Origin of the sequence: Roseburia sp. OM03-7AC (assembly GCF_003462625.1) — a bacterium.
Classification (GTDB): Bacteria; Bacillota; Clostridia; order Lachnospirales; family Lachnospiraceae; genus Roseburia_C; species Roseburia_C amylophila.
This window is the reverse complement of sequence record NZ_QTZJ01000012.1, coordinates 17,004-33,108: the sequence shown is the minus strand read 5'-3', so window position 1 is coordinate 33,108 and position 16,105 is coordinate 17,004. Positions and strand designations below refer to the sequence as shown.

16 protein-coding genes, 1 tRNA gene and 2 pseudogenes are annotated in these 16,105 nt (G+C 38.3%); 18 read left to right on the top strand and 1 reads right to left on the bottom strand.

Going from position 1 to position 16,105, the window contains the following annotated elements; translation table 11 throughout:
* The first annotated feature begins 10 nt into the window (after positions 1–10).
* The 4 genes from jag to rsmG all read left to right on the top strand — a co-directional run bounded on the left by jag (position 11) and on the right by rsmG (position 4,800).
* Positions 11–634 (top strand): RNA-binding cell elongation regulator Jag/EloR, encoded by a 624-nt coding sequence (gene jag, locus DXB39_RS13700; RefSeq protein WP_022242299.1) that lies wholly within the window; start codon positions 11–13, stop codon positions 632–634.
* Between the two features lie 119 nt (positions 635–753).
* Positions 754–2,139 carry a tRNA uridine-5-carboxymethylaminomethyl(34) synthesis GTPase MnmE gene (gene mnmE, locus DXB39_RS13695; RefSeq protein WP_117842293.1) on the top strand — a complete coding sequence of 462 codons (1,386 nt, stop codon included), beginning with the start codon at positions 754–756 and terminating at the stop codon, positions 2,137–2,139.
* A gap of 30 nt (positions 2,140–2,169) precedes the next feature.
* Positions 2,170–4,047 (top strand): tRNA uridine-5-carboxymethylaminomethyl(34) synthesis enzyme MnmG, encoded by a 1,878-nt coding sequence (mnmG, locus tag DXB39_RS13690; protein ID WP_117842294.1) that lies wholly within the window; start codon positions 2,170–2,172, stop codon positions 4,045–4,047.
* A 30-nt stretch (positions 4,048–4,077) separates the two neighbouring features.
* Complete coding sequence (rsmG, locus tag DXB39_RS13685) at positions 4,078–4,800, top strand: 16S rRNA (guanine(527)-N(7))-methyltransferase RsmG (protein WP_117842295.1); 723 nt, start codon at positions 4,078–4,080, stop codon at positions 4,798–4,800.
* A 150-nt stretch (positions 4,801–4,950) separates the two neighbouring features.
* On the opposite strand, the gene DXB39_RS13680 is transcribed toward rsmG, so the two are convergent.
* Positions 4,951–5,895: an alpha/beta fold hydrolase gene (locus DXB39_RS13680; protein WP_117842296.1), complete on the bottom strand. Its 945-nt coding sequence runs from the start codon at positions 5,893–5,895 to the stop codon at positions 4,951–4,953.
* 152 nt (positions 5,896–6,047) lie between these two features.
* Between DXB39_RS13680 and DXB39_RS13675 the strand changes: the two genes are divergently transcribed.
* The 14 genes and pseudogenes from DXB39_RS13675 (at position 6,048) to DXB39_RS13610 (ending at position 15,905) form a co-directional block, all read left to right on the top strand.
* On the top strand, positions 6,048–7,070 hold the full coding sequence (locus tag DXB39_RS13675) for a sensor histidine kinase (protein ID WP_117842297.1): 1,023 nt from the start codon (positions 6,048–6,050) through the stop codon (positions 7,068–7,070).
* Positions 7,063–7,716: a response regulator gene (locus tag DXB39_RS13670; RefSeq protein WP_117842298.1), complete on the top strand. Its 654-nt coding sequence runs from the start codon at positions 7,063–7,065 to the stop codon at positions 7,714–7,716. The genes DXB39_RS13675 and DXB39_RS13670 overlap by 8 nt, the downstream gene beginning before the upstream one ends.
* A 492-nt stretch (positions 7,717–8,208) precedes the next feature.
* Positions 8,209–8,976 carry a ParA family protein gene (locus tag DXB39_RS13665; RefSeq protein WP_117842299.1) on the top strand — a complete coding sequence of 256 codons (768 nt, stop codon included), beginning with the start codon at positions 8,209–8,211 and terminating at the stop codon, positions 8,974–8,976.
* Positions 8,977–9,864 (top strand): ParB/RepB/Spo0J family partition protein, encoded by an 888-nt coding sequence (locus DXB39_RS13660; RefSeq protein WP_117699143.1) that lies wholly within the window; start codon positions 8,977–8,979, stop codon positions 9,862–9,864.
* Between the two features lie 39 nt (positions 9,865–9,903).
* Positions 9,904–10,404, top strand: a complete 501-nt coding sequence (locus DXB39_RS13655; protein WP_117699147.1) for a DUF4446 family protein — start codon at positions 9,904–9,906, stop codon at positions 10,402–10,404.
* Between the two features lie 114 nt (positions 10,405–10,518).
* Complete coding sequence (locus tag DXB39_RS13650) at positions 10,519–11,391, top strand: DUF3881 family protein (RefSeq protein WP_022242309.1); 873 nt, start codon at positions 10,519–10,521, stop codon at positions 11,389–11,391.
* Positions 11,392–11,833: 442 nt separating this feature from the next.
* Positions 11,834–11,905 (top strand) — tRNA-Arg (locus DXB39_RS13645).
* Positions 11,906–12,240: 335 nt separating this feature from the next.
* A pseudogene (locus tag DXB39_RS13640) lies at positions 12,241–12,774 on the top strand (ParB/RepB/Spo0J family partition protein); the annotation flags it as partial.
* A pseudogene (locus tag DXB39_RS13635) lies at positions 12,774–13,088 on the top strand (ParA family protein); the annotation flags it as partial. The pseudogenes DXB39_RS13640 and DXB39_RS13635, both read left to right, overlap by 1 nt.
* Positions 13,084–13,800: a DUF4368 domain-containing protein gene (locus DXB39_RS13630; protein WP_330414829.1), complete on the top strand. Its 717-nt coding sequence runs from the start codon at positions 13,084–13,086 to the stop codon at positions 13,798–13,800. The pseudogene DXB39_RS13635 and the gene DXB39_RS13630, both read left to right, overlap by 5 nt.
* On the top strand, positions 13,797–14,123 hold the full coding sequence (locus DXB39_RS13625; protein WP_117465425.1) for a TnpV protein: 327 nt from the start codon (positions 13,797–13,799) through the stop codon (positions 14,121–14,123). Before DXB39_RS13630 ends, DXB39_RS13625 begins: the two co-directional genes overlap by 4 nt.
* 170 nt (positions 14,124–14,293) lie before the next feature.
* Positions 14,294–14,590, top strand: coding sequence for a hypothetical protein (locus tag DXB39_RS13620; protein ID WP_117465424.1), 297 nt, complete (start codon positions 14,294–14,296; stop codon positions 14,588–14,590).
* Between the two features lie 105 nt (positions 14,591–14,695).
* A complete protein-coding gene (locus DXB39_RS15120; RefSeq protein ID WP_227194785.1) occupies positions 14,696–15,526 on the top strand; it encodes a hypothetical protein in 831 nt (276 codons plus the stop codon).
* Between the two features lie 82 nt (positions 15,527–15,608).
* A complete protein-coding gene (locus DXB39_RS13610) occupies positions 15,609–15,905 on the top strand; it encodes a DUF3847 domain-containing protein (protein ID WP_117465423.1) in 297 nt (98 codons plus the stop codon).
* Positions 15,906–16,105: the final 200 nt, after the last annotated feature.

Here is a 16,105-nt window from a genome sequence, read left to right as displayed (position 1 = left end):
GTAATATACAATGGAATTTATTGAAGTTTCAGCAAAAACAGTGGATGATGCAATTACAGAGGCTTCGATTAAGCTTGGAACTACCAGTGATAAGATTGAGGTAGAAGTTATTGAGAAGGGCTCTACCGGATTTCTTGGTATCAAGAGTAAACCTGCAATCATCAAGGCACGGAAGAAGAATGATACGGTAGATAATATCCGTGAGTTTTTGGAAAATGTATTTTCTGCTATGAATATGGAAGTTACCATTGACATTAAGAAAGCAGAAGATGATAAGGTCTATGAAGTAGAATTAAGCGGTAAAGAAATGGGACTGCTGATTGGCAAGAGAGGTCAGACTTTAGATTCTCTTCAGTATCTTACAAATCTTGCTGTTAATAAACATTCGGATGGATATATCAAAGTTAAGCTTGATACCGAAGATTACCGCCAGAGAAGAAAAGATACTTTGGAAAATCTTGCAAAGAATATTGCATATAAGGTTAAGAGAACAAAACGTCCGGTATCTTTAGAGCCAATGAATCCATTTGAAAGAAGAGTGATTCATTCTGCATTGCAGGGAGACAGATATGTAGAAACTCACAGCGAGGGAGAAGAACCTTTCCGTCATGTAGTTGTTACATTAAAAAAATAATTTAAAAATTTTATAAGAAAATGATTTCATAAGAGTTATAAAATGATATAATTATACCGTTTTATAACTCTTATATATTACACAGATAATATAAGAATTCTTTTATTAAGGAGATTTCTATGAAAACAGAGACTATTGCAGCAATTGCTTCCGCCATGACGAATTCAGGAATTGGAATCATCCGTATTAGTGGAGAAGATGCTTTTGATGTAATTGATAAGATATACCGGCCAAAAAAAGGAAACAAGCTTTTATCACAGTGCAAGAGTCATACGATTCATTATGGCCATATTTATGATGAAGATGAAATAATAGATGAAGTAATGGTTCTTCTGATGAGGGCACCGAACAGTTATACCAGAGAAGATACGGTAGAAATTGACTGCCATGGTGGAACACTTGTTATGCGCCGTATTTTAGAAGTTGTGCTGAAGAATGGAGCAAGACCGGCAGAACCGGGAGAGTTTACCAAGCGTGCATTTTTGAATGGGCGTATTGATTTAAGCCAGGCAGAATCTGTCATGGATGTCATTTCTTCAAAAAATGATTTTGCATTGAAAAGTTCCATGCAGCAGTTAAACGGAGCTCTTACAGGAAAAATCAAAGAAATTCGTGGTAAAATCATACATGAGATTGCATTTATTGAGTCTGCTTTAGATGATCCGGAGCATATCAGTATTGATGGGTATGGAGAGAATCTTCTTATTATAATAGATGAACTGATGCAGAAGATGAATCAGATGATTGCATCTTCGGAAAATGGCAGCCTTTTAAAGGAAGGTATTAATACAGTAATCGTCGGAAAGCCGAATGCCGGAAAATCTTCTTTATTAAATGCGCTGGTGGGAAGAGAGCGGGCAATTGTTACGGATATTGCCGGAACTACCCGTGATGTATTGGAAGAGCAGATTAATTTAAATGGCATTACGCTTAATATCATGGATACCGCTGGAATCAGAAGTACTGAGGATGTGGTAGAGAAGATTGGTGTGGATAAAGCACTATCCCTTGTGGATAAAGCTGATTTTATTATCTATGTAGTGGATACTTCTACTGCATTGGATGAAAATGACGAAAAGATTATAGATGCCATCCGGGAGAAGAAAGCCATCATTTTATTGAACAAATCTGATTTAATCCAGGTAACCGGAGAAGATGAAATCAAAGAAAAATTATCCGGTGCAGATCATAAGATGATAGCTATTTCTGCAAAAGAAAATCTTGGAATTGATGTATTAGAAGAAACCATTACGGAAATGTTTTTCCATGGAACGATTTCATTTAACGATGAAGTATATATTACTAACATTAGACATAAAAACGCATTGATTCAGGCAGTAGAGAGCTTAAAGTTAGTAAAACAGAGTGTAAAAAATGGAATGCCGGAAGATTTTTATTCTATTGACCTTATGAATGCTTATGAAGAACTGGGTACTATTATCGGAGAAGCAGTAGAAGATGATCTGGTTAATGAGATTTTCAGTAAATTCTGTATGGGTAAATAATTATATTTAGATAGAAAGAAGGATAATGAAATGTCGGTAATCGAAGAGACATATGATGTGTGTGTGGTTGGAGCAGGTCATGCAGGTTGTGAAGCAGCACTTGCCTGTGCCAGAATGGGGCTTGAAACCATTATATTTACAGTAAGTGTAGACAGTATTGCGATGATGCCTTGTAATCCTAACATTGGTGGAAGCTCCAAGGGACATCTGGTTCGTGAAATTGATGCTCTGGGTGGACAAATGGGAATTAATATTGATAAAACATTTATTCAGTCAAAGATGTTAAATAAATCAAAAGGTCCTGCAGTACATTCTCTTCGTGCTCAGGCAGATAAGGCAGCTTATAGCATGGAAATGCGGAAAACGCTGCAGTCTACTGAACATCTTACCATAAGACAAGCGGAAGTATCTGAAATTATCACAGAAGATAATAAGATTGCCGGTGTTAAGACATTTTCCGGAGCAATTTATCACAGTAAGGCTGTTGTATTGTGTACCGGAACTTATCTTCGGGCAAGATGTCTCTACGGAGATGTGATTAATTACACGGGACCGAATGGTTTGCAACCTGCTAATCATCTTACAGATTCCTTAAAAGCCCATGGAGTAGAAATGTTCCGCTTTAAGACAGGAACTCCGGCAAGAATGGATAAAAATAGTATTGATTTCAGTAAAATGACCGAGCAGACCGGCGATGAGAGAGTAGTACCATTTTCCTTTACTACAGACCCGGAAAGTGTTCAGATAGAGCAGGCATCCTGCTGGCTTACCTATACAAATCCGAAAACTCATGAGATTATCCGTGCAAATCTCGACCGTTCACCAATCTATGCTGGTGTTATTGAAGGAACGGGTCCTAGATATTGCCCCTCCATTGAGGATAAAGTGGTAAAATTCGCCGATAAGGAAAGACATCAGGTATTTTTGGAGCCGGAAGGCTTAAATACCAATGAAATGTATGTCGGTGGAATGAGCAGTTCCCTGCCAGAGGATGTTCAATATGAAATGTATCATACGGTTCCGGGACTGGAGCATGCGAAGATTGTAAGAAATGCATATGCTATTGAGTACGACTGTATCAATCCAAACCAGTTGTTACCTACTCTGGAGTTTAAGAATATCAAGGGATTGTTCAGCGGCGGCCAGTTTAACGGAAGTTCCGGCTATGAAGAAGCTGCAGCCCAGGGTATTGTTGCCGGAATCAATGCAGCTTTATATGTAAAAGAGAAGGAGCAGCTTGTATTGCATCGTTCCGAGTCCTATATCGGAGTGTTAATCGATGATCTGGTTACAAAGGAGAATCATGAACCATATCGGATGATGACATCCCGTGCCGAGTATCGTCTGTTACTGCGTCAGGATAATGCAGACCTTCGTCTTAGTAAATATGGTTATCAGGTCGGACTCATTTCTCAGGAAAGATATGACTGGGTAGTAAAAAAAGAAAAATTAATTCAGGATGAAATAAACCGGGTAGAGTCAGTAACAATCGGTGCTAAAGAGAATGTGCAGAAACTTTTAGAGGAATATGGAAGTACTCCTTTGAATACCGGAACCCGTCTTACCGAACTGATTCGCAGACCGGAACTGGATTATGAAAAACTTGCTCCAATTGATGAAGACAGACCAAAACTTCCGGAAGAAGTACAGGAACAGGTTAATATTAATATTAAGTATGATGGATATATCAAACGTCAGATTAAACAGGTGGAGCATTTTAAAAAATTAGAGAATAAGAAAATTCCGGATGATTTCGATTATGATGCAGTAGACAGCCTTCGTATCGAAGCAAGACAGAAGTTAAAGCTTTATCGTCCGGTTTCCATTGGACAGGCTTCAAGAATTTCCGGTGTATCACCTGCAGATATTACGATGTTGTTAGTCTATATGGAACAGATAAAAAAATAGGAAGAATAATGAGAAGAATGAGGATATTTTATGGCATATGATTTTACAAAAATGAGAAATATTCTATCGGAGTGGAATTTAGAACTTACTGCAGAGAAAGAGCAGCAGTTCCTGACTTTTTATGAAATGGTGGTAGAAAAGAATAAAGTAATGAATCTTACTGCAATCACAGAATTTGAGGATGTTGTGGAGAAACATTTTTTAGACAGTATTTCTCTTTGCCAGGTGATGGACTTAAAGAAGCCGCTTACTTTATTGGATTTGGGAACCGGAGCCGGTTTTCCTGGAATCCCACTTAAGATTATGTTTCCGGAGCTTAAGATTACTCTGGCGGATTCCTTGAATAAAAGGTTATTATTCTTAAATGAAGTTATGGAAGCACTTAATCTGAAGGATATTGAAACGGTTCATGGAAGAGCAGAGGAGCTTTCTAAAAGAAAAGATTATCGGGAATCCTTTGATTTATGTGTTTCCAGAGCAGTTGCTAATTTATCCACATTAAGTGAATATTGCCTACCATTTATCCACATAAGCGGCAAATTTATCTCTTATAAGTCTGGAGAGGTGGAAGATGAGCTGAAGGATGCAAAGAAGGCAGTTTTCGTGCTGGGCGGCGAGATAGAGGATGTAATTCACTTTACACTGCCGGATAGTGACATTAAACGTTCTTTTGTGGTAATTAATAAGGTTCATGCGACACCAAAAGCATATCCACGTAAGGCTGGAACTCCATCAAAAAGCCCTTTAAAGTAAAAATTAAAATTAGATTAAACTACGGGAAACATGTTTGGTTCCTTCTTTTCTATTATAATTTTTCTCGATAGTTGAGTAAATAAAAAGGATAACAAATTTTCGTTTGTTATCCTTTAAAGATTTATACGTTGTTTTCAATGACTGGTTTTATTATTGTAAGAACATTAAAACAATATCTTTAAATTTATCCGGCGTTTCAAGCTGGGGAAGATATCTGGAATTGGAAATGTAGGTTGCTTCAATATTCTTATTTAAGTGAAGATATTTTTCTGTAATAGCTACGGCATTATTTCTTTCTCTACTGGAAATGATGTAGAGATTGTCTGCTTTTTTCACAGCATTGGTGATATCAATATTGACATAATTTCCTTTGGTGCTGGCAAGCAGATATTTTCCGGCACTGTTTCCTTTGTGTGCAGATTCAAAGTAAGTATCTTCTAATTTGGATGAAAGGAATGTTTTCTTGAAGATATACTTACTTTCAATGTAATTGCGGATTCTCTTGTGATGCATAATCAGGTTATAGATAAAGGTACCAAGAATTGGAATCTCTAAAATAGTTTTGGCAGCCTTTGTCTCTTTCGTAGGCATTTTCTTGATGATATTGATGTCAGATGGATTAACCAGAATAATTTTTTTAAAGTTATCCGACTCCATTGCCTGTGCCATAATGACGAAAGAAGAAGAAATACCAGTTACGACTATATTTGCCGCTTCTTTTACAATGTCGTGGATAAAATTATTAATTAGCTGTACATATAGGAAGTTGGTATAGGTAATACCCGGTTTTTCAGAACGGCCGCAGCCAAGCAGGTCGATAGTGTAGACGGTATGTTTCTTTTCCAGGCGGTGTACAATCTTACTCCATTCTTTGGCAGAAGAAGCAGGATTCAGTTCATGAATCAGAACAACCGGAGTTCCTTTACCGGAAACAGTATAGAAGACGTCACCATTTTTCCAGTGATACATATTTCCTTCTTCGGTAGTTAAAAGATTTTTTTTTCCTGCAGTATAATCTACAATTCTATTTATAATATACATGCCGGCAACAGCAGTAGTAGTGATACCGATTACTTTTTTCAGATTCCTGTTCATCGTAATTCCTCCCTAAAGTTTATGATACTTTTATTATAAACAAAAATATGCTGCTTTACAATTAAAATCATAGAATAAGACTTTTCAGATAGAAAAAAATAGTTTACAATTATTATGTATACCACATAAGAACATATGTTCTAGGAGGGGCTATGATTAGAGAATATCTGGAGAAAATTCAGAAGGAACTGATAGATCAAAAGAGAGAGACAGAAAAGAAAATTATTTCTTTAGAAAATACAGAAAAAGAAAATATAAAATTTATTGAACTTCTGGATGAAATAAATGATCCAAATTATGAAGCGTTTACTCCAAGAACAGTGAATGCCCGTAATAAGGAAAAAATTAATGAGCTGAAAGTACAGCAGAAAAATATTATCAAAGAAAAGTCTGACTTACAGAACAAGTTATATGATGTACAACGTCGTTTGGAAGAGTGTCAATCTATTATTCAATGTGAGAGGGAAAAGGAGACAATTGCCCAACAATATCAGGAAGAAGATAATGCAGAATATAAGATTCAGTTATTAGAAGCACAGGAAATGGAGCGACAGCGCATTGCAAGAGATTTACATGATTCTACAGTACAGGATCTTACCAGTATGCTTCATAAGATAGAACTTTCTATGCGTGTAATGGATATGGATTCGCAGCGTTGTAAAATGGAATTATCAAATGTACTTGATAATATTCGCAATGTGATAAGCAATACAAGAAAAATGATATATAACCTCAGACCAATGTCAGTAGATGATATAGGAATAGATGTAACACTGAAACATGCTATTGCAAAAATAGAGCAGGAGTGGAACCGGAAGATAGAATATATTATAATAGGAAAACCGTTTCACGTGAAACCTGTTGTTGCATTGTCTTTATTAAGAATTATGCAGGAGGCATGCACGAATGCATTGAAATACGCTGATGCAAAAGAAATATGTGTTGTATTAGAATATACTGAAAATGATATTTCACTTGTAATTGAAGATGATGGTATTGGATTTAATACAAAAAAGAAAGTTGCAAAAACAAAAAATTCCGGTTTTGGTTTATCTATTATGAAAGAAAGAGTTCATCTTTTATCAGGTGAGATTCAGATAAAAAGTGAAGAAGGAAAGGGTACTACAATAAGTATTCGTGTACCAAACTTTGTTGAGGAGGAAGAAAATGAGTAAAGTGAAAGATAAAATAGAAATAATCATAGCAGATGATCATATGATGATTCGGGAAGGCTTGAAACAATTACTGGAACTGGATGGTACGATGAAAGTAATTGCAGAGGCAAATGATGGTGAAGAATGTCTGAATTTATTAAATAAGAAGATTCATCCAGATATACTTTTATTAGATATAAATATGCCTAAGAAAAATGGCATTGAAGTATTAGAATATATAAAACAGAATAAAATTCCAGTAAAGGTATTGATATTAACAGTACATAATGAAGTCGAATATTTATTGAAAGCTGTTGATATCGGCATTGATGGATATTTATTAAAGGATTCCAGTTATGATGAATTAAAAGAAGCAATTGATGTGGTTATTTCTGGAAATACTTATATTCAGCCAAGTCTTCTTCCTGCACTAAATGAAAGTATGGAAGATTATGCTTTAGATAAAGAAAAAATAGAATGTCTGACTAAGAGAGAACTAGATGTACTTCGATTGATTTCAGAAGGATGTAGCAATAAGAAAATATCTGATGAGTTGACAATCAGTGAACGAACAGTAAAAAATCATATTTCCCATATATTTAGAAAAATAGATGTGGAAGATAGAACACAGGCTGCAGTATTCGCTATTCGAAATAAGATAAGTTAGAATAAATAGTAATTGATATACAACATAATAGAGGTATTTTGATAAAATGTTTCACGTGAAACATTAGTAAAAGAACGTCCGTGAAACATAAAATAGATACAATATTTAGTATGAATAAAAAAATTAGTCTACTATATTATGAAAGAAAATGTTTCATGTTTCACGTGAAACATTTTTTTGCTTTACAGAAAATTGCTTTCCTATAAAGCAAAAAAACTCTCTGCGAGAATGAATACTGCGGTGTATAAGGCAGATATTGCAAGCGACCAACGCAGGCACGAGAATGTGCCAAGGTACATTCTTTGTTCAAATTTATGTAAAAAACAAAAGTAAAAACAGAGAAAATAATAGAAAAAATTACTTTCATTTCTACGTGGATTTACTGGAAATGAAAGTGTTATAGTGTTATAATAAAACAAGTTCGGTACAGATAAAATAATAGAAAACTGAAATTTATGTTTCAATGATGAAAGAGACAGAAAGGAAAATAATATGGGAAGAATAATAGCAATAGCAAATCAGAAAGGCGGAGTTGGTAAAACCACAACGTCTATTAATTTGTCATCATGTCTGGCAGAAGCCGGAAAAAAAATATTGGCAATAGATTTGGATCCGCAGGGAAATACTACCAGTGGATTGGGAGTTGATAAAGATGATTTAGAAAATACTGTTTACGAATTAATGCTGGATGAATGTACAATTCGTGAAAGTATTCATAAAACAGAAATTGAAAATCTGACTTTGATTCCATCTAATGTAAACTTGTCCGGAGCAGAGATTGAACTTTTGGGAATCAATGATAAAGAGTATATTTTAAAAAATGCAGTAGATTATATCCGGGACGATTATGATTTTATTATTATTGATTGTCCGCCATCTTTGAATATGCTGACAGTAAATGCTATGACAACAGCAGATACCGTATTGGTTCCAATTCAGTGTGAGTATTATGCATTGGAAGGAATCAGCCAGTTGATTCATACCATTGACCTGGTACAGGAAAGACTGAATCCAGATTTGAAGATGGAAGGAGTTGTATTTACTATGTATGATTCCAGGACAAATCTTTCTAATGAAGTAGTAGATAATGTAAAAAATAATTTACATACAACAATTTATAAAACAATCATTCCAAGAAATGTAAGATTAGCAGAAGCACCAAGTCACGGTCTTCCAATTAATCTATACGACAGCAAGTCAGCGGGAGCAGAAAGCTACAGACTTCTTGCAAAAGAAGTAATTGACAGGGAGGATATCTAAATGGCAACAAGAAAAGGTGGATTGGGAAAAGGTTTGGATTCATTGATTGCAGATAAAGTTGGAACATCCAATGAGAAGACAGATGCAAAAAATGAAGTCATGGTAAATATCAATAAAGTAGAACCAAATAAAGAACAGCCGAGAAAGAATTTTGATGAAGATGCATTATTAGAATTATCAGAGTCTATCAAACAGTTTGGTGTCTTGCAGCCGCTTCTGGTAGTAGACCGGAAAGACTATTACGAAATCATTGCCGGTGAGCGAAGATGGAGAGCAGCAAAGATGGCAGGATTAAAGAAAGTTCCTGTAATCATCAAAGATTTAACTGAACAGGAAATCGTAGAGATTTCCCTGATTGAGAATATCCAGCGGGAAAACTTAAATCCAATTGAAGAGGCAATTGCATATAAACGCCTTTTAAATGAATTCAATCTGAAACAGGATGAAGTTGCGGAGAGAGTATCAAAGAGCAGAACTGCAGTTACTAATTCCATGCGGCTTTTAAAACTTTGTGATAAAGTGCAGCAGATGGTAATTGACGATATGATTTCTACCGGGCATGCGAGAGCTTTACTTGGAATCACTGATGAAGAAAAACAGTATACACTTGCACAGAAAATCTTCGATGAGAAAATCAGTGTAAGAGATACTGAAAAGCTGGTAAAGAAAATGCAGAAACAGAAGAATGCACCTGCAAAAGAGGTGAATCCGGAAAAGAAAAAACTGGATGCTGTTTACCAGGAAGCAGAAGAAAAAATGAAAACAATACTTGGAACAAAGGTTATCATTAATCAGAAGGATTCTATGAAGGGAAAAATTGAAATCGAATATTATTCCCCGGATGAATTAACAAGAATATATGAATTAATCGAAAGTATTAAAAAATAGAACATTTGTTTGTAATTAAGAGAAGAGGATAACAACATGATTTTTTCAGAATATTTAGGAATTGATTCCGATTATGTAATAGTAGGACTGGCAGCACTGGTATTGATACTTTTTATAGTTACCATTGTAAATATCGTCCAGATGAGTAAGTTAAAAAAGAAATATAAAAAGTTCATGTCCGGAAAAGATGCCAGGACGCTGGAAGATGTATTGAAAGAGCGTTTAGATGAAATAGATGATCTGGTTGCATCTAACAAGGCAAATAAGAAAAATATCGAAGATATATTTGCTACTTTACGTTTTACATTCCAGAAACTTGGACTTGTAAAATATGATGCCTTTAATGAGATGGGTGGAAAGCTGAGCTTTTCCCTTGCAATGTTGAATGAGCGCAATGACGGATATATCATCAATGCAATGCATAGCAGAGAAGGCTGCTATACGTATATTAAGGAAATTATTGATGGAAATTCTATTATTGCACTTTCCGAAGAAGAAAAAGAAGCTTTAGAAATGGCAATGAAATCAAAAGATGAATAAATTTAATGAATAAATTTGCAGAAAGCAGATTGTAAAAATGACAGGCATACTATATAATAGGGTATGCCTGTTTTAGGTTTTCAGATGGTATTTCAAGGAAGGAAGAACAGATTCGTGCATAGCTATTTAAGAGCAATTGGATTTCAGAACAATATGAAAAAATCTGATATAGAGAAACTCACGGATAAAATCGTTTCATCCCCGGATAGAATTGAAGTCTCAGAAGATTCCATGGGAAATGAATTTGTAGAAATGACGAAAGAGATTGCACCGGGAGCTGGAATCCGTGTTTGCGGAGAATATGCAGAAGATGGAACCTTTCATACCGAATACTATTACCCGTATGTAGAGGGTGACGGAATCACGACCCAGGAGCAGATAGAGATAGAGAAGCATTCCGAAAAAGAATCTTATGCCGGTGTCTGTGACGAAATGAAGCTGGGCGTTACATTGATTTTCTATTTACAGAATGTTGCAGAATATTTATCCGAGCATCACAGAAATCCGAAGATGCGTCCAATGTCCGCTACATTAAGTGCATTGTCATTAAATGGAAAAATCATTATGCCAATCAGCAAAAATGAAAAGCAGATCCAGAATACAAAGAAAAACAGTCAGGACCGTAATTACCTCATTGCAGCTGCAAGAGAGGGAGACGAGGATGCCATTGAAAATCTTACACTGGAAGATATTGATACTTATTCCATGTTGTCAAGACGGATAGCTAACGAGGATATCTTAAGTATTGTAGATTCCTATTTTATGCCATACGGAATCGAAAGTGACCAGTATTCCATTTTAGGTGAAATTGTAGATTACAGGATGGAGAATAATAAGATGACAGGTGATAAAATCTGTTTGCTTACACTGGACTGTAACGATTTGATATATGATGTCTGCATCAATGAAAAAGACCTTCTGGGGGAACCTGCAATTGGCAGAAGATTTAAAGGAGTCATCTGGATGCAGGGAAAAGTAAATTATTAGGTAATATTAGTTCTCATAGTTAAATGGATATAACAAGTGCCTCCTAAGGTTCAATCATGGTTGAGACTTATGGAAGTTGCGAAGTGATAAGTCAGAGTTCGATTCCAACAGGGATTGACCTGAATGTCAAAATAAGATACAATGGAAATTCATCACAAGGGTGATTGAATTCATAGATATGGCAGCCGGAGCCAAAAGAGCTGAAAAGCCCGAAAATACGGCATTTGTCTCCTTAGTTAAATGGATATAACGGGGTCCTCCTAAGGTTCAATCATGGTTGACACCTACGGAAGTTGAGAAGTGGTAAGTCAGAGTTCGATTCCAGTAAGGATTGATCTGGATGTCAAAGTAAGTTATAATAGAAATTCATCACTTAGTGATTGGATTCATAGATATGGCTACCGTAGCCAAAAGGCTGAAAAAGCTTGAAAATACGGCATTTGTCTCCTTAGTTAAATGGATATAACGGGGTCCTCCTAAGACTCTATTGTAGGTTCGATTCCTATAGGAGACGCTCATTTTTAGCGGTAATGAAGATAGTTTCATTGCCGCTTTTTTCATGCAGAATTGCAATTTCAGTGACAAATTTGTCAGCGAAACAGGGTTAAATATACTGATTTTGTCAGCGGGGATGGATGCTTGTCACTGATTCACATTTTCTAGTCTGTCACCCGGACGGATTAACTACAGTGTAGGATGAACTTTGGGGTGTAAAATTAGGAAAAGCAGTGAAACAAAACACGATATTCTTGTCTGTGATATCAGGCCTGTCGGAAGAGTCCGTTCAGATTAGAGAAATACAATCTATTCTGGACGGGCTTTTTTGCGTTCAGGGAAAGGAAATTGCCTATGGAAGAAAAGAAGGAATTGCAGAATCAGGATGAAAGAGTTGTAGAGATTGAGCTGGAAAGACTTCGGGGATTTGTAAACCATCCATTCAAGGTTCAGGCGGACAGTCAGATGATTGAATTGCAGGAGAGTATTAAGAAGTATGGAATATTAAATCCTCTGATAGTCAGACCGAGGCAGGATGGAACTTATGAGATCATATCGGGTCACAGAAGAAAATTTGCAGCTGAAAAGATAGGTTATCGTAAGGTACCTGTGATCATTCGTGTATTAAAAGATGACGAAGCGGTTGTATCTATGGTTGATTCAAATTTACAACGGGAAATGATTAGTCCAAGCGAAAAAGCATTTGCTTACAAAATGAAGTATGAAGCAATCAAAAGGAAGGCAGGAAGAAGAAAATGTGGTCAGGTAGACCATAATTTGGGAAAGAAAAGCATTGAGCTCATTGGAGAAGAATGTGGAGACAGCCCCAAGCAGGTTCAAAGATATATCAAAATAACAGAACTTATTCCAGAAATGCTTGAAAAGGTGTGAATCTAGGAATAGGATTGGCACAGGAAGGAAAGAAAGTGCTTATGATAGACGCTGATCCACAAGGAAGTCTTACAATCAGCTTAGGTTATGAGGAGCCGGATGAAATGGAGTATTCTCTGGCAACACTGATGATGAACATTGTGAATGATGAAAAACTGAATATAGAAAAGACTATCTTACACCATAAGGAAGGAGTGGACCTTATCCCAGCCAACATTGAATTATCAGCGATAGAGGTGTCTTTGGTAAATGCCATGAGCAGGGAACTGATTCTGAGATCTATGGTAGACAGGCTGAGAGAATTTTATGATTGTTAATGAATTACTGCTTGAAGCGATAAAGGAAGTTTGCGACTATGCACAGAACAACGAAGCCGAGTTTATGGCGCAAGTCTGTTCCGCTTCCGAGGACAGACAGGCAAAAGCGGCTAAAGCTATCCGACAGAGGAAACAGCGCAGCGAAAAGCGCACCGACGAATTGAGCCGCTTAATTCGCAAGCTCTACGAGGACAATGTAAATGGGCGGCTTTCAGACAAGCTCTTTGAACAAATGTTGCATGATTTTGAAGCCGAGTTAGAGGGCTTGACCGATAGTATCACACAAGACCAGCAGGAGCTTGACCGCATAAGCAGGGAAACCGTCAATGCCGAGAAGTTTCTTGCCCTTGTCAAAAAATATACGGATTTTTCCGAACTCACCCCCGCAATGATAAATGAGTTTGTTGAAAAAATCCTTGTTCATCAAGCCGAGGGCAAAGGCGCAAGCCGTACACAGGAAGTCGAGATTTTCTTTAACTTTATCGGCAAGGTAGAAATCCCGCGCAAAGAAATTGAACTAACAGAGGAAGAAAAGGCAGCATTAGCGGAACAGGAACGACGCAGGGCGAAGAAAGCCGAGTATAACCGCCGCTATATGGAGAAGAAGCGCAGACAATGGAAAGAGCAACAGGAACGGGAGAAAGAACAGCAGGAAGCTCTTGAATTACCTGCTGCTTCCACCGAGAAAGGAGAACGCATAGCATGAGAATACTCATTGACAATGGCAACACCCCCGCCGCCCCGCGCCCGTATATCGGGCATTACGGGCGGTTGCGGAAAGCCTACCTTGAACAGTACCGCCCCGACCTCTACACCGCCCTTGTCGCAAATGAGAAGCTGCATGAGCATTGCGCCGAGATTGACGAAGCCGCCCGGAGCCGGATTGACCTTATCATGCCGCAGCTTGCAAGGAGCGCGGGAGCTACCGAAGCACTCAAAGCTACCGACCCCATGAAATGGGTGGGACTGATGAACGCTTGCAGGGCGCAAGCGGAGGAAATTGCCAAGTTTGAGCTAGTCTATGTTTGACGGTCAAGAGCCGGAAAAAACGGAAATCACGCGATAGGAGCTGCCCGGACGAGGAATGGTTCATCGGGGCGGTTTCTATTTGAAAATCCTCATTTTCCCCAAGTCAAGAGCCGGGAAAAACACCCGAAAAATGCCCCTATTGCGTAACAGGGGCGCAGAAAGGAGAGTTTATGAGAACAGGGCTTACGAAGCAGGAAAAGACCACCGATATTTGGTTTGACGAGAAAAACCCGATTATCCATATCCGCACCCACAACACCGACTTAAAGAAGCGGCTTGCCGCCTACTCCGGACAGTACCCCGACCAGTGCCGCCAGACCGACGCAGACCCCGAAACGGGCTGCATGGAGTTTGAGATTGCAAAGGGGCGCTTCTCTTTCCGTCTGACCGCCCCATACAACGAGGAACGGCGGGAAGCTGCGCGGCGGTCTGCCAGAGAAAACAAGGCCACTGACAGGCTGAAATGAGGTGGATTTATTCATAACCATGTGCTATGATATTTATAGATAGTGAAACTTCCTTTCAATTTTTTCGTCTATACAAGTAACAGAGAAGAACAGGAGGCTTGTTCCATGAGAAAAAAGAGATTGATGATTGCAATAGCTTGTATCATTTTAGTAGGTATCGCGGTAATCGTATTTTTTTCACAACAGGGGAAAAAACCGTATAAGGATTTGGACGCAGCGCAGATTGTTTCCGCTAAAGTGTTATTAACACCGCCAGACAAAACGATTGAGATTGAAAATATCCAAGAATTAGTTGAATATTTGAATGATGTTGTTGTCTATAATGAGGATAATTCTTACACAGAGTATGATGGACAAGGCGTTGTTTTTACCTTGACTATGGTAGACGGTACACAAACAGATATTATGGCGTATAACCCATTTATTGTCATTGACGGTATCGGTTATAAGACAAAATATGAGCCATGTGAAGCACTCAACAGCTATGCAAATGAATTACTAAACTCTGGGACTGCCAATATAATTTTGGAAGAACCGCCCACATTAAGCGTTGTGAGTGACGAAACCGCTATCGGTGCAGTATTAGGAACTTATTCGTGGCAAAAAACAAATATTGACGGAACTGCTGAAAGCACAATAGCTGATAGCCCACACCCGTTAGAGTGCAAGGATCTGTTGTCCCCGCCATTTGAAACAACAGAAACAACAGCTACATTAAGATTTACAGAAGACCCAGATACAATTTTAAGTGTGCAGTGCTGGAGTGACGAACATTGGGGAGAGCCTGCTACAAACAGCGAAGATGTAACTATTGTTGGAAACGTACTCACTCTTAAACTGGGCGGATATATTTATGAAGTAACAGCTGAATGGAATACTGAAAATGGCTATGGCGGAACAGCAAGCTATTTTATATATTTGAAAACAGCAGACTAAAATTGAATAGCCACCCACAAGGGCAGCCGAGAAAATCGACTGTCCTTTTTCTATGCCGACAGGCAGAAAGGAGCGACCACCCATGACAAAGCCAAGAGAGAAAACCCGCGAGGAATTGACTGCCGAGATTGAGGACGGGAAGAAGAAAATCCGGCAGTTTGAAAATCGGGAAAAGATGCTGCGTCAGAAGCTATCCAAAGAGGAACGCAGAACACGCAGCCACCGCCTTATTGTCCGGGGCGCGGTCTTTGAAAGCATTGTGCCGGAAGCAAAGAACATGACCGACGAGGAAGCCGCAGCACTTCTTAGGCTTGCCTTGACGAGTGAACCAGCGCGGGAATATCTGAAAAAACGAGCCGAAAGCAGGAACGCCGAATAAATCCCTTAGGAACTAAGGGCGCACTTATACACCCTTACGGGCGTGTGCGCTCTGCCGAGGGCTTATCTTCGCACAGGGAGATTTCCCCGCGCTCCGATATGGCGGCTTTGCCGCAACAAGGGGCTGCACCCCTTGCGCCGCTTCGCGGCTATCCCTGCACACCCACAAAAACAGTACACCCGCCGTTGGCGTCTGTACCA

Coding starts and splice junctions, on each gene's coding strand:
- jag (WP_022242299.1), top strand. CDS start 11: ATGGAATTTATTGAAGTTTCAGCAAAAACAGTGGATGATGCAATTACA.
- mnmE (WP_117842293.1), top strand. CDS start 754: ATGAAAACAGAGACTATTGCAGCAATTGCTTCCGCCATGACGAATTCA.
- mnmG (WP_117842294.1), top strand. CDS start 2,170: ATGTCGGTAATCGAAGAGACATATGATGTGTGTGTGGTTGGAGCAGGT.
- rsmG (WP_117842295.1), top strand. CDS start 4,078: ATGGCATATGATTTTACAAAAATGAGAAATATTCTATCGGAGTGGAAT.
- DXB39_RS13680 (WP_117842296.1), bottom strand. CDS start 5,895: ATGAACAGGAATCTGAAAAAAGTAATCGGTATCACTACTACTGCTGTT.
- DXB39_RS13675 (WP_117842297.1), top strand. CDS start 6,048: ATGATTAGAGAATATCTGGAGAAAATTCAGAAGGAACTGATAGATCAA.
- DXB39_RS13670 (WP_117842298.1), top strand. CDS start 7,063: ATGAGTAAAGTGAAAGATAAAATAGAAATAATCATAGCAGATGATCAT.
- DXB39_RS13665 (WP_117842299.1), top strand. CDS start 8,209: ATGGGAAGAATAATAGCAATAGCAAATCAGAAAGGCGGAGTTGGTAAA.
- DXB39_RS13660 (WP_117699143.1), top strand. CDS start 8,977: ATGGCAACAAGAAAAGGTGGATTGGGAAAAGGTTTGGATTCATTGATT.
- DXB39_RS13630 (WP_330414829.1), top strand. CDS start 13,084: ATGATTGTTAATGAATTACTGCTTGAAGCGATAAAGGAAGTTTGCGAC.
- DXB39_RS13625 (WP_117465425.1), top strand. CDS start 13,797: ATGAGAATACTCATTGACAATGGCAACACCCCCGCCGCCCCGCGCCCG.
- DXB39_RS13620 (WP_117465424.1), top strand. CDS start 14,294: ATGAGAACAGGGCTTACGAAGCAGGAAAAGACCACCGATATTTGGTTT.
- DXB39_RS15120 (WP_227194785.1), top strand. CDS start 14,696: ATGAGAAAAAAGAGATTGATGATTGCAATAGCTTGTATCATTTTAGTA.
- DXB39_RS13610 (WP_117465423.1), top strand. CDS start 15,609: ATGACAAAGCCAAGAGAGAAAACCCGCGAGGAATTGACTGCCGAGATT.